This is a genomic window from Mucilaginibacter aurantiaciroseus (assembly GCF_024055595.1).
In the GTDB taxonomy this organism is placed as follows: Bacteria; Bacteroidota; Bacteroidia; order Sphingobacteriales; family Sphingobacteriaceae; genus Mucilaginibacter; species Mucilaginibacter aurantiaciroseus.
This window is the reverse complement of record NZ_JAMXOF010000004.1, coordinates 139650-156922: the sequence shown is the minus strand read 5'-3', so window position 1 is coordinate 156922 and position 17273 is coordinate 139650. Positions and strand designations below refer to the sequence as shown.

Annotated in this window: 17 protein-coding genes; 9 read left to right on the top strand and 8 right to left on the bottom strand. The window is 42.5% G+C overall.

Translation table 11 applies throughout. The features are described 5' to 3' along the window. Positions 1–287: 287 nt before the first annotated feature. The 3 genes from uvrA to NAF17_RS16605 are packed head-to-tail and all read left to right on the top strand — an operon-like array spanning position 288 to position 6116. On the top strand, positions 288–3134 hold the full coding sequence (gene uvrA / locus NAF17_RS16615; protein WP_252759145.1) for an excinuclease ABC subunit UvrA: 2847 nt from the start codon (positions 288–290) through the stop codon (positions 3132–3134). 29 nt (positions 3135–3163) lie between these two features. Further along, positions 3164–4570 carry a Fic family protein gene (locus NAF17_RS16610; protein ID WP_252759144.1) on the top strand — a complete coding sequence of 469 codons (1407 nt, stop codon included), beginning with the start codon at positions 3164–3166 and terminating at the stop codon, positions 4568–4570. 40 nt (positions 4571–4610) lie between these two features. Then, complete coding sequence (locus NAF17_RS16605; protein WP_252759143.1) at positions 4611–6116, top strand: NAD(P)H-hydrate dehydratase; 1506 nt, start codon at positions 4611–4613, stop codon at positions 6114–6116. Between the two features lie 229 nt (positions 6117–6345). On the opposite strand, the gene NAF17_RS16600 is transcribed toward NAF17_RS16605, so the two are convergent. The 6 genes from NAF17_RS16600 to NAF17_RS16575 form a co-directional block, all read right to left on the bottom strand. Beyond that, entirely contained in the window at positions 6346–7173 is an 828-nt protein-coding gene (locus NAF17_RS16600; protein WP_252759142.1) for an anti-sigma factor, read from the bottom strand. Continuing rightward, positions 7173–7727, bottom strand: a complete 555-nt coding sequence (locus tag NAF17_RS16595; protein WP_252759141.1) for an RNA polymerase sigma factor — start codon at positions 7725–7727, stop codon at positions 7173–7175. The genes NAF17_RS16600 and NAF17_RS16595 overlap by 1 nt, the downstream gene beginning before the upstream one ends. Positions 7728–7751: 24 nt before the next feature. Then, on the bottom strand, positions 7752–8630 hold the full coding sequence (gene lipA, locus NAF17_RS16590; protein WP_252759140.1) for a lipoyl synthase: 879 nt from the start codon (positions 8628–8630) through the stop codon (positions 7752–7754). A gap of 319 nt (positions 8631–8949) precedes the next feature. Then, complete coding sequence (gene ytxJ, locus NAF17_RS16585) at positions 8950–9279, bottom strand: bacillithiol system redox-active protein YtxJ (protein ID WP_252759139.1); 330 nt, start codon at positions 9277–9279, stop codon at positions 8950–8952. 236 nt (positions 9280–9515) lie between these two features. Next, positions 9516–10013 (bottom strand): 6,7-dimethyl-8-ribityllumazine synthase, encoded by a 498-nt coding sequence (gene ribH / locus NAF17_RS16580; protein WP_252759138.1) that lies wholly within the window; start codon positions 10011–10013, stop codon positions 9516–9518. Positions 10014–10099: 86 nt separating this feature from the next. Next, a complete protein-coding gene (locus tag NAF17_RS16575) occupies positions 10100–10774 on the bottom strand; it encodes a tetratricopeptide repeat protein (RefSeq protein WP_252759137.1) in 675 nt (224 codons plus the stop codon). Positions 10775–11138: 364 nt separating this feature from the next. Here NAF17_RS16575 and recF point away from each other — a divergent pair, with 364 nt between their 5' ends. Further along, the gene (gene recF / locus NAF17_RS16570; protein WP_252759136.1) at positions 11139–12239 is read left to right on the top strand and encodes a DNA replication/repair protein RecF; all 1101 of its coding nucleotides are present in this window, start codon (positions 11139–11141) and stop codon (positions 12237–12239) included. Beyond that, on the top strand, positions 12232–12522 hold the full coding sequence (locus tag NAF17_RS16565; protein WP_252759135.1) for a DciA family protein: 291 nt from the start codon (positions 12232–12234) through the stop codon (positions 12520–12522). Before recF ends, NAF17_RS16565 begins: the two co-directional genes overlap by 8 nt. Before the next feature lie 10 nt (positions 12523–12532). On the opposite strand, the gene NAF17_RS16560 is transcribed toward NAF17_RS16565, so the two are convergent. Both NAF17_RS16560 and NAF17_RS16555 read right to left on the bottom strand, forming a co-directional pair. Further along, positions 12533–12733 carry a hypothetical protein gene (locus NAF17_RS16560; protein WP_252759134.1) on the bottom strand — a complete coding sequence of 67 codons (201 nt, stop codon included), beginning with the start codon at positions 12731–12733 and terminating at the stop codon, positions 12533–12535. A 144-nt stretch (positions 12734–12877) separates the two neighbouring features. Beyond that, positions 12878–13297, bottom strand: a complete 420-nt coding sequence (locus tag NAF17_RS16555; RefSeq protein WP_252759133.1) for a nucleoside-diphosphate kinase — start codon at positions 13295–13297, stop codon at positions 12878–12880. A 130-nt stretch (positions 13298–13427) separates the two neighbouring features. On the opposite strand from NAF17_RS16555, the gene NAF17_RS16550 reads away from it, so the two are divergent. The 4 genes from NAF17_RS16550 to NAF17_RS16535 are packed head-to-tail and all read left to right on the top strand — an operon-like array spanning position 13428 to position 17271. After that, the gene (locus NAF17_RS16550; protein WP_252759132.1) at positions 13428–14438 is read left to right on the top strand and encodes a DHH family phosphoesterase; all 1011 of its coding nucleotides are present in this window, start codon (positions 13428–13430) and stop codon (positions 14436–14438) included. Between the two features lie 15 nt (positions 14439–14453). Next, positions 14454–15422, top strand: a complete 969-nt coding sequence (locus NAF17_RS16545; protein WP_252759131.1) for an FKBP-type peptidyl-prolyl cis-trans isomerase — start codon at positions 14454–14456, stop codon at positions 15420–15422. Between the two features lie 52 nt (positions 15423–15474). Next, positions 15475–16473, top strand: coding sequence for an FKBP-type peptidyl-prolyl cis-trans isomerase (locus tag NAF17_RS16540; protein WP_252759130.1), 999 nt, complete (start codon positions 15475–15477; stop codon positions 16471–16473). Between the two features lie 30 nt (positions 16474–16503). Then, entirely contained in the window at positions 16504–17271 is a 768-nt protein-coding gene (locus NAF17_RS16535) for a TatD family hydrolase (protein WP_252759129.1), read from the top strand. The last annotated feature ends 2 nt before the right edge of the window (positions 17272–17273 follow it).

Below are 17273 nucleotides of genomic sequence, written 5' to 3'. Positions count from 1 at the left end.
AGGCGATTAAAAAGCATGGAATTAAAAAACAGTTCTGTCGAAAACATGCTTTTGATTGAGGGGGTGGCGCTGTAGTAAGGCGTACCGCTACACCGGAAAGCATTAGCTCAAGCCTTGTTTACCGTACCAAAAAGCCTTCCCGTTTTTTAAATTTTACACAGCTACTATTTTCTGCATTAGTGCTTTGCTATAAATCGCCGTCGGTTTTGCGTATATTTGCGAACTTTTTTAGTAATTACGCGGCAAGTGCAAACTATGCCGTAACTGTCTTGTTTTCTGAAAAATATATGAGTGAAAAAACGTTAGATCTGGGCGAGCAAAGTGAAGTTGAAGTTTATGGTGCCCGAGTACATAATTTAAAAAATATAGATGTTTCTTTCCCGCGCAATAAGCTGGTTGTTATAACCGGATTGAGTGGCAGCGGCAAGTCGTCATTAGCTTTCGATACCATTTATGCCGAGGGGCAGCGCCGTTATATGGAAACATTTTCGGCCTACTCGCGCCAGTTTATGGGTGGGATGGAGCGGCCTGATGTGGACAAGGTATCGGGCCTCAGCCCGGTAATTGCAATCGAGCAAAAAACCACCAGTAAAAACCCACGCAGCACGGTTGGTACCATTACCGAGATCTACGATTTTATGCGTTTGCTTTTTGCCCGCGCAGGTGATGCTTACAGCTACACCACAGGCGAGAAGATGGAACGCATGAGCGAGGAGCAGATCCTGAAAACCATTTTTGATAAGTTTGACGGGCAGCCGATTAATATTTTGGCACCCGTGGTAAAGGCCCGCAAAGGCCATTACCGCGAACTTTTTGAGCAGATTCGCAAGCAGGGCTACCTAAAGGTTTACATAGATGGCGCCATTGCCGATGTGGAAGCCAAAATGCAGGTAGACCGTTACAAGATCCACGATATTGATATTGTGGTTGACCGTTTAGTGGTGAGCGAAGCCGATAGCAAAAGGTTATATACCTCGGTACAATCGGCATTAAAAATTGCCAAGGGTATCATCCGTATTGGCGATAAAGACAATAACGTAGCCTACTTTAGTAAATACCTGATGGACCCGGTTTCGGGCATCTCGTATGATGAGCCTCAGCCAAATACTTTTTCGTTTAACTCGCCATATGGCGCTTGCGGAAAGTGTAATGGTTTAGGGTATATCTTCGAGGTTGATGAAGCATCGGTAGTGCCAAATTCTAAGCTAAGCATCCTAAACGGCGGACTTGCACCTATTGGCGAGTACCGCGAAACCTGGATCTTCCAGGTGTTGAAGGCACTGGCTAAAAAGTATGAGTTCTCGCTATCTACCCCAATAGATAAACTTACCCGCGAGCAGCTGGATATGATATTGAACGGCACGCCGGATATGATAACCGTTGCCGTAGAATACAATAAATGGAACGTGCAAAACTACCAGGTTACGTTTGATGGTATCATAAGGATGCTGGAAGAGCAGCAGGAACGCCGCAACGACGAAGGTATGGACGATATGGAAAACTATCGTGTATTGCGTACCTGCCCCGTTTGTGATGGCGCACGTTTAAAGAAAGAATCGCTGCACTTTAAGGTCGACGGGAAGAACATCTTCGAACTGGCCTGTATGGATATCACCACACTTAATAAGTGGTACACCGGCCTGGAAGACAGGCTGAACGAACGCCAGAATGTAATTGCCAAAGAAATCTTGAAAGAGATTCGCGCACGTATTGGCTTTTTGCTGGATGTGGGTTTAAGTTATTTGACTTTAGACCGCACCGCCAAAACCCTTTCGGGTGGCGAGGCGCAGCGCATTAGGCTGGCTACACAAATAGGTTCGCAGTTGATGAATGTAATGTACATTCTGGATGAGCCAAGCATCGGCCTGCACCAGCGTGATAACGAACGACTGATTAATGCCCTTAAAAACCTGCGCGACCTGGGTAATACCGTTTTAGTTGTGGAGCACGATAAGGATATGATACTGGAAGCAGACCACGTGATTGACATGGGCCCGGCTGCCGGTGTACACGGTGGTACAATCGTAGCACAGGGCACCCCTGCCGAGCTAATGGCACACCATACGCTTACCACATCATACATCAACGGCGAGCGTGAAATTGCCATCCCCGAAAAGCGCCGCGAGGGAAATGGTAAAACCTTGTCGCTTAAAAAGGCTACAGGGCATAACCTTAAGAAAGTTTCTGTCGATTTTCCATTGGGTAAACTGATTGGGGTAACGGGTGTATCCGGTAGTGGTAAATCAAGCCTGATCACCGAAACCTTGTACCCAATATTAAACCATCACTTCTTCCGTGCTAAAAAGGTGCCTTTGCCTTACGATAAGATAGAGGGACTTGAACATATTGATAAAGTAATAGAGATAGACCAAACGCCTATTGGCCGTACGCCGCGTTCAAACCCGGCTACTTATACGGGAGTGTTCTCGGACATCCGTAACCTGTTTGTGGCGCTGCCCGAGTCGAGGATTCGCGGGTACAAACCGGGCCGTTTCTCGTTCAACGTAAAAGGTGGCCGTTGCGAAACCTGCCAGGGTGCGGGTCAAAAGGTGATAGAAATGAATTTCCTGCCGGATGTACAGGTGCCCTGCGAAGAATGTGGCGGCCGCCGCTACAACCGCGAAACACTGGAAGTACGCTACCGGGGTAAATCCATTAGCGATGTGCTGGATATGAGTATTGAGGATGCAACACCGTTCTTTGAGCACATCCCGTCCATTTACCGTAAGGTTAAAACCTTGTTTGATGTTGGTTTGGGTTATATCACCTTAGGGCAGTCATCAACAACCCTATCCGGCGGTGAGGCACAGCGTGTAAAACTGGCAACCGAACTAAGTAAAAAAGACACCGGTAACACTTTCTATATATTAGATGAACCAACCACTGGCCTGCATTTCGAGGATATTAACGTATTGCTTGGGGTAATTAATCAACTGGTAGATAAGGGCAACTCGGTATTGGTTATCGAGCATAACCTGGACGTGATTAAGGTGGTAGACCACGTTATTGACCTTGGCCCCGAAGGTGGCTCGGGCGGTGGTAAGATCCTGTTCAGCGGCACACCGGAGGGCCTATGCAAGGTGAAGGATAGCTTTACCGGCCAATTCTTGAAAAAAGAAATGAAGATAAAGTAAAGTATCGATATTACTTGTAAATTTAAGCAATGAGCTATATAGAAAAGCTACAACAAATGAGCGATCTTCAGGCTGCTATTGCACAGCATGGCGCGATACCTGTGGCGTTGCTTAATAAGATAAACTACAAGTTACGGTTAGAGTGGAACTACACCTCTAACAGCATGGAAGGTAATTCGTTAACCAAGCGTGAAACACGCACGGTTATGATTGATGCTATTGATGTTAATGGTAAGCCGTTAAAAGATATCCAGGAAATGAAAAATCATGATAAGGTGGTCAGCACTATCATGAGAATGGGTAAAGGCGAACTTAACATGTCTGAAAGCCGGATAAAAGAAATTCATACAGGTATTATGTATGAGGAAAATCCGGAAAATCAAAAATATATTGGCCAGTGGAAAAATGCAGATAACTACATGTATAATAACGAGGGCGAACGTTACGATTTTGTACCACATGACCATGTATCGCAACGAATGCATGAATTGGTTAATTGGACAAATGATGAAAAGGAAAAAATAGCACGTGATCAAAAAGGAGCAATTCATCCCGTATCGTTAGCCTTAAAATTTCATTTAGATTATCTTAATATCCATCCCTTTTATGATGGTAATGGCCGTACCGCACGTATTTTTACTAACCTCATATTGATATCATACGGCTACCCGCCACTTTATATTAAAGAAACTGAAAAGAAAAACTATTACAAATATTTAACCGATATCCAAAGTTACGGCGGCGATACAAACCTGTTTAATGATTTTATGGCAGGCTTACTTGTGCGCTCGTTGCAAATCACGCTTGATACGATAGAAGGGAAAGAAATTGAGGAAGAGGACGATTTCGTAAAAGAAATACAACTTTTAAAAGCAAAGGGCTCTATAAAAGGCAAGCCTAAATCGCCAAAAGTACTTTATAATACCTATAGGATAATTGAAACGGAATTATGGGAAAGAATTAAGCAGACATTAGGCCATTTCAAAGAATTATTTAATGAATTTCAAATTTTCTGCAGTGTAAACAATAGCCATCAAATATCAGATCCAGATTGGCACCTGACTGCATCTGAAGTCAATGGTATTTTAAATAACTTAGGTAAAAAGAAAATATTTGGCATTGATATTTACGAAAATGATGTAAAAAATATTGGTTGGGAATACAAGCTTTTTAGTTTAAACGGAGCAGAAATTCCAATTGATTTTTGCATTTATTTAAATATTGACTTTAGGCACTATGGTTACGATTTAAATATAATGGCAACGGGTTCACAAGATGAAATTTTTTTAAAGTCAATTTATAATAGAGAAAAAAAATATGAAGAATCATTTTCTATTAATCAATTGTCAGAAGTGGTTAACGCTATAAAAAATCATCTTATAAATGAAATTAAAGTAAGAATTGATGGTTCTGATAATAAAAACGATCATTATTAATTCTCCCAAAACAAAACCATAAATCCTATCTTTAGGATATATGCTACCTTTATTCATATCAAAGCAAATTCGCGAAGCTGACGCTTATACTATAGCTAATGAGCCTATTAGCTCTGTCGACCTGATGGAGCGGGCCGGTAAAGCCTTTGTGGGTTGGTTTATCAATCATTTTCAGGATAAGAAGCAAACCATTGCTGTTTACTGTGGCACGGGCAATAATGGCGGCGACGGTTTAGCCATTGCCCGCATTTTGTGCAACCATGGTTACTGCAATATTGATGTGAAAATTTGCCGGTTTAGCGATAAGTCCAGCGACGATTTTAACGTAAATTTTAAGCGTTTAAAAGCGACAAAAATCACCATAAAGGAGATTGAAAACGGCTCTAAAACGCCCTTAGAACAAGCCGAGATAATTATTGACGCCATGCTGGGGAGTGGGCTTAATAAACCCCTCGCCGGCGATTACAAAATATTGGCCGACTACCTTAACAGCCTTGGCAAAACCGTGGTAGCCGTTGATGTGCCCACCGGTTTTTACGCCGATGGTGAGATCCCCAAAGATGCCACCGTTTTAAATGCCGACCTGGTGATCACCTTTCAGCAACCAAAACTTAATTTCCTGCTACCCGAGAGCCGCTCGTATATCAATTGCTGCGAAGTAGTGAAGATTGGTTTAGATGAGGATTTTATCAACTCGGTTGATACGCCTTACTATCTCGTAGAAGAAAAGGATGCAAAGCAACTCATTAAACCACGCCATCGCTTTAGTAATAAAGGCACATATGGACATGCGCTGATCATAGCCGGTAAGTATGAAACCATGGGTGCGGCATTGCTCTCAGCATCTGCCTGTGCGCATGCAGGAGCGGGGTTAACCACAGCGTGCATCCCGCAAAGCGGATTGGTTGCCTTAAATAGTTCTATGCCCGAAGTGATGGCTTTGGTGCGTTCTGAAATTAAGCTACCGGAAATCGAATGGGATAAATTTAGTGCTATTGCCATTGGCCCGGGTTTAGGCCAGGAACCGAGTACTTTAAAACTGCTGAAAGCTATATTTAAAAACTACAATAAACCCGTTGTGATAGATGCGGATGCGCTGAACGTACTGTCAGAAAATCAAAACTTGCTAAAAAAAATCCCTGCCGGGAGTATCATTACCCCGCACATGAAAGAGTTTGACCGCCTGTTTGGGAAACATACCAACTGGTGGCAACGCCTGCAAACGGCTAAAGCAAAGGCAAAAGAGTTAGGCATTTACATCATCCTTAAAAACGATTATACCATTACTGCTACTCCGGATGGAAAACTATATTTTAATTCGACAGGGAACGCGGCTATGGCTACGGGTGGGATGGGAGATGTGCTTACAGGAATCATCATATCACTGTTAGCGCAAAAATATTCGCCAAAGGATGCGTGTACATTAGGCGTATATATTCATGGTAAGGCGGGCGATGAGTTAGCTTTGCCCAACAGGTTAAATGTGGTATTACCTACCAAAATTATTACCCAGTTGCCGGTTACAATGGCAAAATTAAAGGCATAAAAAAAGCGAGTGTCAGTATCAAACACTCGCTTTTTAAACTATTAACTGATCTTATAAAGAACTATATACTTCTAACTAACTGTATATATGACGTGCGAGCCATACATTAGTTACATTAACAACGCTAAATATTCAATTGTTTTATAAAAAGCCTGCTTTTTAACAAAACTTTAACAAAAAAGCCGCTCTGCACATTGCAAAGCGGCTTTAAAAATATCTTAAAATCTCGTTAAAATGTGCCGATAACCACCATTTGATCCATGCTTGGGTTAATACTACCACCGTTTGGTTCAAGCGTTACAGCAAACCCCTGTGCTGATGCAATGGCTTTCATTTCCTTTACACCTACGGTATCTGCCTTTGGCTGGTCGAACACACCCATATCTACAGGTTTGCCATTTACAAGCGCCCATAGTTGGTACTGGTGTTTCTCATCGTGCTGTGGCAGCTTCACGCTTGCTACAGCTACCATAACCTTTTTACTAATCGAATTCCATGCTAAAACCATGGCGGCTGCAGGGGCTTTGGCAGTGCCTTTAAGTTTTAAAACTTTAAAAGCAGTATCACGGTAAACCTGTAATTCGTTGTCGCGCAGGCTAACCTGGTTAGCTATACGAACTTTATCTGTTTGTAAAGCGCTAAGCTGTGTATTTGATTCCTGCAGTTTGCTGTACAAGTTCACCAGGCCATAAATACTTATTAATAATAAGGTAAGGCAGGCAGCAAAGGAGTATTTATAAAAACTAGTTACACGTGCGGCAGATAAGCTACGTACGTTGTCATCATCCTGGTGTGTTTTTGCTTTTAAGAAGGTATTATCATCGCCCAGGTTAACCAGCAAGCTGTTCAATACTTTGGCGCGCAAGTTTTCTGATGGTTCAACGGCATGCTCTTCGGCATAAAACTCAATTGATCTTTCTATTTCTATGATTTCAGCACTTATCTCCGGATATTTCGCAGCCATCTCCTCCACCTGCGCTTTTTCAGTAGCGCTGATGTCACCCAGAACATAAAGTTCTAAGATGCCTGATTCGATATATTCCTTAACGTTTTCCACTATTCATTAAAATGTTTTCTGAGTTGCAGTATGCCCATCCTTAATCTTGTTTTAATGGTGCCCAGCGGTACGCCAAGTTCTTCGGCGGCTTCCACGTGGGTGTAACCTTTAAAATACACAAGGTCGAGGATCGACTTTTGCTCGGGTTTTAGGGTAGATACTAATTCCCTGATGCCCAACAACTCAGGCTTATAAACTGTATTTCTTTGTTCGTCAATAAAAGTTACGTTATTTTCAAGCTCATGGTTTTTGCTCTGGTTTTTAAAATCCTTCGATCTAACCTTGTCTATAGCTAAATTGCGTGCGATGTTTACCATCCAGGTAAATAAACGCCCTTTTTCGGCGCTGTAGCCCGAAAACGAGTGCCAGATTTTTACGAAAGTTTCTTGTAAAACATCTTCGGCGATGGCCTCATCTGTGATGATGCGTGAGATAACACCAAATAATGATGCGGAATACATATCGTACAATGCCTCAACCGCGATTTTTTCACGGTTGCGCAATGCAAGGACTAATTCCTCTTCGGATAATGATATTTTACGTTTGGAGCTCAACTCGATGAAGATATAAAGGAAAACTTACATTTCAAACAAATGTTTTTCGGCATGGTAAGATGAGCGCACCAGCGGGCCGCTTTCTACATACCTGAAACCTTTTTTCAATCCCCATTCCTTGTAAATGGCAAATTGGTCCGGGTGGATCCAATCAATTACCGGGTGATGGTTACGGGTTGGCTGCAGGTACTGGCCTAAAGTAAGGATGTGTACGCCAGCTTCCAGCAAATCGTCCATTGCTTCCAGTACATCCGCTTCTTTTTCGCCCAGGCCAAGCATAATGCCAGATTTGGTGCGCAGGCCGGTAGCCGATGTGCGTTTTAGTGCCTCAAGGCTACGGTCATATTTTGCCTGGATACGTACTTCGCGGGTTAAGCGGCGTACGGTTTCTAAATTATGGGATACAACTTCGGGGCGGGTTTCTAAAACACGATCAAGATTATCCCAAATGCCACGGAAATCGGGCAGTAAAGTTTCAAGAGTGGTATCCGGGCTTTCGCGACGGATTGAGTTGATGGTTTCGGCCCAGATGATAGAACCACCGTCTTTAATATCATCGCGGTCTACCGAAGTAATCACGCAATGTTTAACCTGCATCAGTTTTACCGAATTGGCTACCCGGTTCGGCTCGTCAGTATCCACAGCAAGGGGCCTGCCGGTTGCTACCGCGCAGAAAGAGCACGAGCGGGTACAAATATTACCCAGTATCATAAACGTAGCTGTACCGGCCCCCCAGCACTCGCCCATATTAGGGCAATTGCCGCTTTCGCAGATGGTGTGCAGCTTATGTTCGTCAACCAAACCACGTACGTGGGCGTATTCCTTCCCTACCGGAAGCCTAACCCTTAACCAATCGGGCTTGCGCTGAGGTTGGTTGGCGGGTACTACTGGCAAATCTATCATGTTACAAAAATAGGTAAAAAGCAATTAGGTGCATCCCGTATGGAAAGGAATATTACGCAGAAACGATAATAAGGGGGATTGTGCATCTACCCCAACCGTCATTGCTTTATTAGATCCCGTCATTGTGGGCGATAGCGTGGCAATCCCCTACTTACAAAGCCGCAGACAAGTCTATCGAAGATTGCCACCTCGCTATCGCTCATCGCAGTGTCGCGCGGTTTTGAAAGTAGGGTGGAGGCCATAAAAAATCCGCAGGATAACTCCTGCGGATCGTATATATTTTCAGTCTTGATTCCTGACTCTAAAAATCTTGACTCTCTTAAGAAACCACACTCATGGCCTCATCAACCGAGATAGAGCCGTGCGATTGATCGAGCACACATTCGCCATCTTTTATCAATAGCATCTGCGGCGACTCGTGGTGAACCGAAAAGTCTTCTGCTACTTTGGCAGATAGGTCGCGGTGTTTGATCAGGTCTAAAAAGTAAAGTGGCATATCTGATGGCAGGTTTTCCCAGTCCATCTCAAAACGCCTTTTAGCCATCATACTGATAGAGCAACGGGTGCTGTGTTTAAAAATTAAGCTGTAGCCCGCTTGCTGTTTAATATTATCTATCTGATCTGCCGTGTCCAACGATATCCATTCCATAAAACAAAGGTAATATATAGTGCCTGTTCAATCGTAAAAATAATGTAAAACTGCTTTTTAGTTTTAGGCTAAAGGGGATAAAATGATAAATGGCTGTGTTAGCGGTGGTTAGGGTACGAACCGTATGCAGGGCATAATTTGTTAGAGCATGAAGCCATGCTGCCTAAAGCCAGTGCGAAAAGTGCTATGTATAAAATCTTTTTCATGTGCTTGTTTAACTTGTTGTTTATACGGTTTTATCCAATTAAGGTTTCGTTCAGTTTGGCCATCTTAATGGCAGTAACAGCGGCTTCGTCGCCTTTGTTGCCATGTTTGCCGCCACTGCGGTCAATTGCCTGTTGCTGATTATCAGTAGTTAACACACCAAATATAACAGGTTTTGAATATTTTATGGCAACATTAGTTACGCCATTTGCAACCGCGGCACAAATAAAATCAAAGTGGCGGGTTTCGCCCTGTATTACACACCCCAAGGTTATTACCGCGTCCAGCTTTTTGTTTTTTAATAAAAGCTCGGCACCGCTGGTTAATTCAAAGCTTCCCGGTACGGGGTACGAATGGATATTCTCTGGCTTGGCGCCGTATTTTATCAGGCTATCATAAGCACCTTGGTACAATGCGTTGGTTATTTCGGCATTCCACTCGGCAACTACAATGCCAAAGCTATAGCCTTCGGCTGATGGGATCTCGCTCGAGGTTGAAAAATCTGACAGGTTTTTTAATTGAGTAGCCATACGTATCGGTAAAGATAGAAATTGGTTTAAATAAATAATGCCTGCTTTTGAGGCAGGCATTATTGTGTTTTGTAGTATCGGGTTAATTACTTCGTGTCAACACGTGCAATATACTCGTCAATGTTTTGTGCTTCGGCGCTGTCAAAGTAATCAGTTTTAATCTTTTTGTAAGCATCGGCAGCAGCTTTGTTGTCTTTTTTAGCTTCGTAAACCAGGCCCAGCTTTTTCAGGTAAAACGGGGTAAGAAATTTATTGCTTGCTTTATCAGCAGCTTTTTTGAAGTAAGTTTCAGCTTTTTCTAAATCTTTCAATTCAACATAAGCATCACCCGTGTTTCCTAAAGCCTCGGCAGCAACCATATTGTCATCGCCACGGTAGTTGGTAAGATTATCAATTGCCTGGCGGTATTCGCCTTTGTTTAAGTAAGCAGTGCCTAAGTAAAAGTATGCAAGGTTAGCAACTTTAGTGTTGCTGTAATCTGTTATAATTTTTTTGAAACCAGGGTAACCGGCATCGCCATTAATAGCTTTATCCCAATCTTTTTTAGCCCAAAAATCTTGCGCTACGTGCATTTGGTTTGCAGCGGTAACTTCCCTTGGTGCAAGGTAAAGTTTAAGGTATGCTATGTAAATAAAAATCATTACAACAATAGATGCTGCAATAAATAGTAAGCTTTTTTGGTTCTCCTGAACAAAACTACCGCTCTTTACAACACTTGTTTTATCTGCTGTAGTTTTTGTATTCACCTCGGGTACTGACATCTGTATTTAAAAATTAAGATTGCAAAAATACGGTTTTCAATCTTTTTAGCAAATTTAAATTTTGGATAGTTGTGATATAGGTAAAGGGTTTGTTATTAGCGGTTAATGGAGTGTTAAATAGGTTGTAAATTGCCTTTCTGCAAAGAAATACGAAATATCGCGTCTATACATTGTTGCTGCCCGTAGAAACGCGATACTTCGGGTATCAGAATATACCGATCACACAAATGCTCACAACAAACTAATGTCCCGTGTATTGATAATTAATATCCTTGCATTAATAGATACGAAGTATCGCGTCTCTAAACTAATGCACCCTTGAACTAATAAACCAACCAAAAAACACTAAATTTGCTCCCCGCTTATGTATTTGCAGCAACTCTCATTCATCAATTTTAAAAACTACACCGAGGCCGAAATTTCGCTTTCCGAGGGGGTGAATGCTTTTGTGGGTAATAATGGCGCGGGTAAAACCAACCTGCTGGATGCGGTTCATTATCTGTCGCTTTGCAAGAGCTATTTTAACCCGATAGATACCCAGCAAATAAAGCAGGGTGCCGATTTTTTCATGATCAACGGTGTGTTCCAAAAAAACGGGAACAAAGAGGTGGTGGCCTGCGGCGTTAAGCGAAACCAAAAAAAGCAATTCAAGCGTAATAAAAAGGACTACCAGCGTTTGGCCGACCATATCGGGCTGTTGCCGCTGGTGATGATCTCCCCGTATGATATCAGTATTATTATAGAGGGTAGCGAGGAGCGCCGTAAATTTATTGATAACGTTATTTCGCAAACCAACCATCACTACCTGGACGAACTGATAGCTTATAATAAGGTATTAGCCAACCGCAACGCGCTGTTAAAGCAAATTGCCGATACCGGCCGTTACGACCCGGAACTGCTTTCGGTTTTTGATGAGCAGCTGATCGTATCCGGCAAGCGCATCTTTGAAAAGCGCAGGGCGTTTATGGAAGCATTTACCGACATCTTTAACCGGCACTACCAGTTCATTAGCGAGGATGCCGAACAGGTGCAGTTAAATTATGAGTCGCAATTGCTGAATGATGATTTTGCCGCCCTGTTGAAGAAGAGCATGGAACGCGACCGGATATTGGAGCGTACTACTATGGGCATCCATAAGGACGACCTGCAATTTAACATCCATGGTATGCCAATGAAAAAGTTTGGGTCGCAGGGGCAGCAAAAATCTTTCCTGATAGCGTTGAAGCTGGCGCAGTACACTTTCCTCACCCAAAAAAACGGGTTTAAGCCTTTGCTTTTGTTGGATGATATTTTTGACAAGCTGGATGATAACCGTGTTACCAAATTGATGCAGATGGTATCTAACAACGATTTTGGGCAGGTATTAATCACCGATACAAGCAGCGCAAGGGTAGAGGGGATCTTTGAGAAAATAAATGTGGAGGTGAAATTATTTAAAGTAACGGAAGGGAACGTAAATGCGTAAAGCAAACGATAAATCGCTTAAGGAAGCCATTGAGCAGATGCTTAACGTTTATAAAATAAAACGAAAGTTTGACGAAACGGCCATTGTAACCCTATGGCCTGACATTGTAGGTAAATCGGTAGCTAACCGTACCAAGGAGTTATTTATAAAAGATAAGAAATTGTTTCTGCGGATAGAATCATCAGTTATTAAACACGAACTTGTAATGATGCGCGAACAAATAATTCAAAAAATAAATGATTTTGTTAAAACCGAACTGGTTGCCGATATCGTATTTCTATAAAATTAGCTAACTATTTGCCGCGGGTTATACGTAAGCGGTGGCTTACATTACGGAAACTATCATCCATGATTTGCGAAAACGCAAGCATGAAGATGCCCGGAAATATAAACGCGAACTGAGCCTCGGGATGGTCCCTGAAAATACTAATAGAAGTAACAATAATACCTATAATAACTACAGAATAGATAAGATATTTAATTAGTGACTTCATGATATTTACGTTTATATTCAGGCGTTTGGTAACCCGGATGTGTAAATATACATACAAATAGTTATTTAGCAAGAAAAACACCAATAAAAAAGCGCTTTGTAAAAAAAATATTTACAAAGCGCTTTTTCATTGACTGTCAGTAACTTAGAAACGTTCGAACGCCGAGAAGAAGAAGTTGCCTTCTATCGCTGCATTATCGTCAGAATCTGAACCGTGTACCGCGTTTGCATCAATAGATTTTGCAAATAGGTTACGGATGGTACCTTTATCAGCCTTAGATGGGTCTGTGGCGCCGATCAGTTTACGGAAATCTTCGATTGCGTTATCTTTTTCTAATATAACTGCTACGATAGGCCCTGATGACATAAAGCCAACAAGATCTGCAAAGAAACCACGCTCAGCATGTACCGCGTAAAATTCGCCTGCTTTTTCTGCGCTAAGGGATGTGTATTTTAATGCTACAATTTTAAAACCAGCTTTGGTTATCTGGTCTAAAATAGCGCCAATGTGGCCGTTTGCAACTGCATCGGGCTTTATCATTGTAAAAGTTCTGTTATTTGCCATTGTATGATATTCTTTTTATTATTAAAGAGGCGCAAAAGTAGCGTTTTATAACTGAAACTTAAAGCTTTTGCCATAAATATGCTACACGTATTTAATAAATTTACTTAGATTTGCAAATCTTTTAAAATTGATGTTAGATTTAGCCTCGCTTACTGAACTTTTGAGTCAGCCCCGTAAAATTGTAATTACTACCCATCATAAACCCGATGGTGACGCTATGGGCTCGTCATTAGGGATGTATAACTACCTTATACAGCAAGGGCACCACGCTAAAGTAATTGCCCCTACAGATTATCCCGAATTTTTAAACTGGATGCCGGGCAACGGGGAGGTAATCATTTTTACCGAAAACCCCGACCTTTCTGCCAAACTAATTGCCGATGCAGAGATCATCTTTTGCCTTGATTTTAACGCACTGAGCCGTATTAATGATATGGGCCCGCTGGTTGGCGAAAGCAATGCCTACAAAGTGATGATAGACCATCACCTGGAACCCGAAGATTTTGACGATTACCGCCACTGGGATATCAACGCATGTGCTGCCGCGCAATTGGTTTACACCTTTATTGCAGATCAGCTGCAGCATGCCGAATTGATTAATAAAGATGTGGCTACCTGTTTGTATACAGGCATCATGACAGATTCCGCATCATTCCGGTTGCCAAATACAACATCAACCGTGCACCGTATTACGGCCCACTTAATTGATGCAGGCGCCAATAACTCACGCATCCACGAATTAATATACAGTAGTTCATCAGAAAACCGTTTGCGCTTTTTAGGCCATTGCCTTGCAAACTGTTTAGAGATACTGCCCGAATACAATACAGCTATAATGGCCATTAGTAAAACCGATATTGCCAAATTTGATGTAAACACCGGCGATACCGAAGGAATTGTTAACTATGCACTTTCAATTGCCACCGTACATTTGGCGGCCTTTATAGTAGAGCGCAACGATAAGGTTAAATTATCCTTACGGTCAAAAAATGAGTTTCCGGCGAACGAAATATGTAAAAAGTATTTCCAGGGGGGCGGCCACCGCAATGCGGCAGGCGGCCAGTCTGACGAATCGATGGAGGCTACCGTAGCAAAATTTAAATCAATATTACCCGAGTATAAAACACTATTATTACAATAAGAACTAACAAACAAAATGAAAAAAAACTTAATGATCATAGCAGTTGCAGCACTAGGGCTTGCAAGTTGCAAAGGTGGTTTTAAACAAGGTGCAGGTGGCATGTTGTACAATATCCGTACAGATAAATCTGGCGCAACCATTAAACCAGGCGATTTTATCAGCCTTAACCTTATCTTAAAAACAGATGGCGATTCTGTATTAGGCAGTACCTACGAATTAGGCCGTCCTTTACCGCAGATAATGGAAAAAGAACCTCGTAAAGGTGATGTTTCTGCTGCATTCGCGTTACTAAGCGAAGGTGATAGCGCGACTGTTAAGTTAGCTATCGATTCGATGTTTAAAAAAGGCGCTCCAAGGCCTGCGGGCATAAAAGGTAAATACCTTATTTACGAAATCAAAGTTGAAAAGGTGATTCCAAGAGGTAACCAAACAGAGCCGGTTTTCCAGGCACATGTTACCGATTACTTTAAAGCACAAAGCGAAATCATTAAAAAACAAGAGCCGGCTAAGATCAAGAAGTATGTAGACGATAAAAAAATTAAAGCTACTGTTACAGCATCTGGCTTGCAATACGTAATTAACACCCCGGGTAGTGGTGCTAACATCGTTAAAGGCGATACTGCAATTGTTAATTACACAGGCAGGTTGTTAAATGGTAAACTGTTTGACACAAGTGTTAAAGAGGATGCCAAAACCGACCCTAAAATTTACGATGCCCGCCGCAAATACGAGCCTATTAAGATCCCTGTTGGCGAAGGCCGCGTAATTAGCGCATGGGAAGAAGGTTTGCTATTGCTAAACAAAGGTGCTAAAGCAACTTTTGTAGTACCATCAGCCATTGGTTACGGCGAGCAGGGCTACCCGCCACGTATTGGTGCGTTTGCACCGCTAACTTTCAATATAGAAGTAGTGCAGATCATCAAAGCTAACCCTAACGCGCCAAAACCGTTACAACAACCGGCAATGCCACCGCAAGCAAGATAATTTATAAAACTTATACAGCCTTCCGGAGAATACCCGGGAGGCTTTTTTTATTATGAAGAGTACTATTTTTTTAGGTTTAATACTTTGCCTGTTTGGCTTTAAGGCCAGCGCGCAGTTTCAGCGTACCGCAAAGGGTGTGCAGTATCAAATAATCAGCAGCAGCCCGGGTGCAAAACTAAAGCAGAACAATGTTATTACGTTTAACGCTATCCAGGCAACCGATGCCGATTCGGTATTGTTTAGTACCTACAAGCAGGGGCAGCCAATAAAAACGCAGATCCACCCGTCAACCAATGTTGCCGACCTGATGGATATTTTCCCGCTGATGTCGGTTAACGATAGCGCGATAGTGAAAGTGCCGGTTGATTCTGTTTTTAAAGGCCACGAAACCGAGATGCCCCCGATATTAAAAAAAGGTGGCAACATTGTTTTTAAATTAAAAATCATTAGCTCGCAAACTTTAGAAGAAGCCATGGCCGAGCGTAATGCCGCTATGGAAAAGGTTAAAGCCGAAGGCGAAAAAGTTAAAGCGACTGAAATGGTAACTTTGGCCAACTACATTAAAACCCATGGCCTTGTTGCTAAAACTACACCGTCTGGTTTGCATTACGTGGTTAGATCTGCAGGCATTAAACCAAAACCGCTTAATGGCGATACCGTATATGTAAACTATACCGGCCGCACATTAGAGGGTAAAACGTTTGATAGCAGTGTAGAGGCTGATGCAAAAGCCGGTGGCTTAAACCAGCCGGGCCGCACGTACGAGCCTATTAGCTTTGCTTTAGGTGCCGGCCGTGTAATAAAAGGCTGGGACGAAGGTTTGGCTCTGCTTAACGAAGGCTCTAAGGCAACGTTCATTATCCCATCGGCGTTAGCTTATGGCGAGCGTGGTGCAGGTGCTGATATCAAACCATACTCAACACTACTATTTGATGTAGAACTGGTAAAAGTGGTGAGGGTTAAACACGATGCTGTGAAACCTGCAGCTAAAGCGCCGTTAAAGAAAAGAGCGCCGTTAAAAAAACGAACTTCAGCTAAAAAGAAAAATTAATATAGAAAGCCCCTTTCTTACTTTTGTGCCATGGTATTTACAGACACACATACCCATTTATATTACGAAACCCAGGCAGATAAGCGTACGGCTTTAATGCAGCGTTGCCTGGATAGTAACGTAAGCCGTTTGTTTTTACCCAATGTTGATGCCGCATCGCTACCGCTGATGTTTGATCTGCTGGCTGCTTATCCCGATAACTGTTACGCGATGCTGGGCCTGCACCCATGTTCGGTAAAGGAGGATTGGGAACACGAGCTATCGCTTATTGTAGCATCGTTACATAAATACCCGTTGTATGCCGTTGGCGAAATTGGGATAGACTTGTACTGGGACAAAACCTTTTTAACCGAGCAGATCCAGGCGTTTAAATTGCAGATAGATTGGGCAAAGAGCATGAAAATGCCCATAGTGATCCACTGCCGCGATGCGTTCGACGAGGTTTACCAGGTTTTGCAGGATAGTAAAGATGAGAACCTGCGCGGCATTTTCCATTGTTTTACCGGTACGCTGGAGCAAGCCAACAAAATCACTGAAATGGGCTTTTATTTGGGAATAGGCGGTGTAGTTACTTACAAAAATGGGGGCCTGGACAAGATATTACCACAAATTGATTTAAAGCATGTGGTTTTAGAAACTGATTCTCCGTACCTTACACCCGTTCCGTATCGTGGTAAACCTAACGAAAGCTCTTATTTAACCTACGTAGCCCAAAAAGTGGCGGAGCTATACCAAGTATCTATTGAAGAGGTGGCAGCTATCACCACTCAAAATTCAAAAACAATATTTGGTGTGTAGTA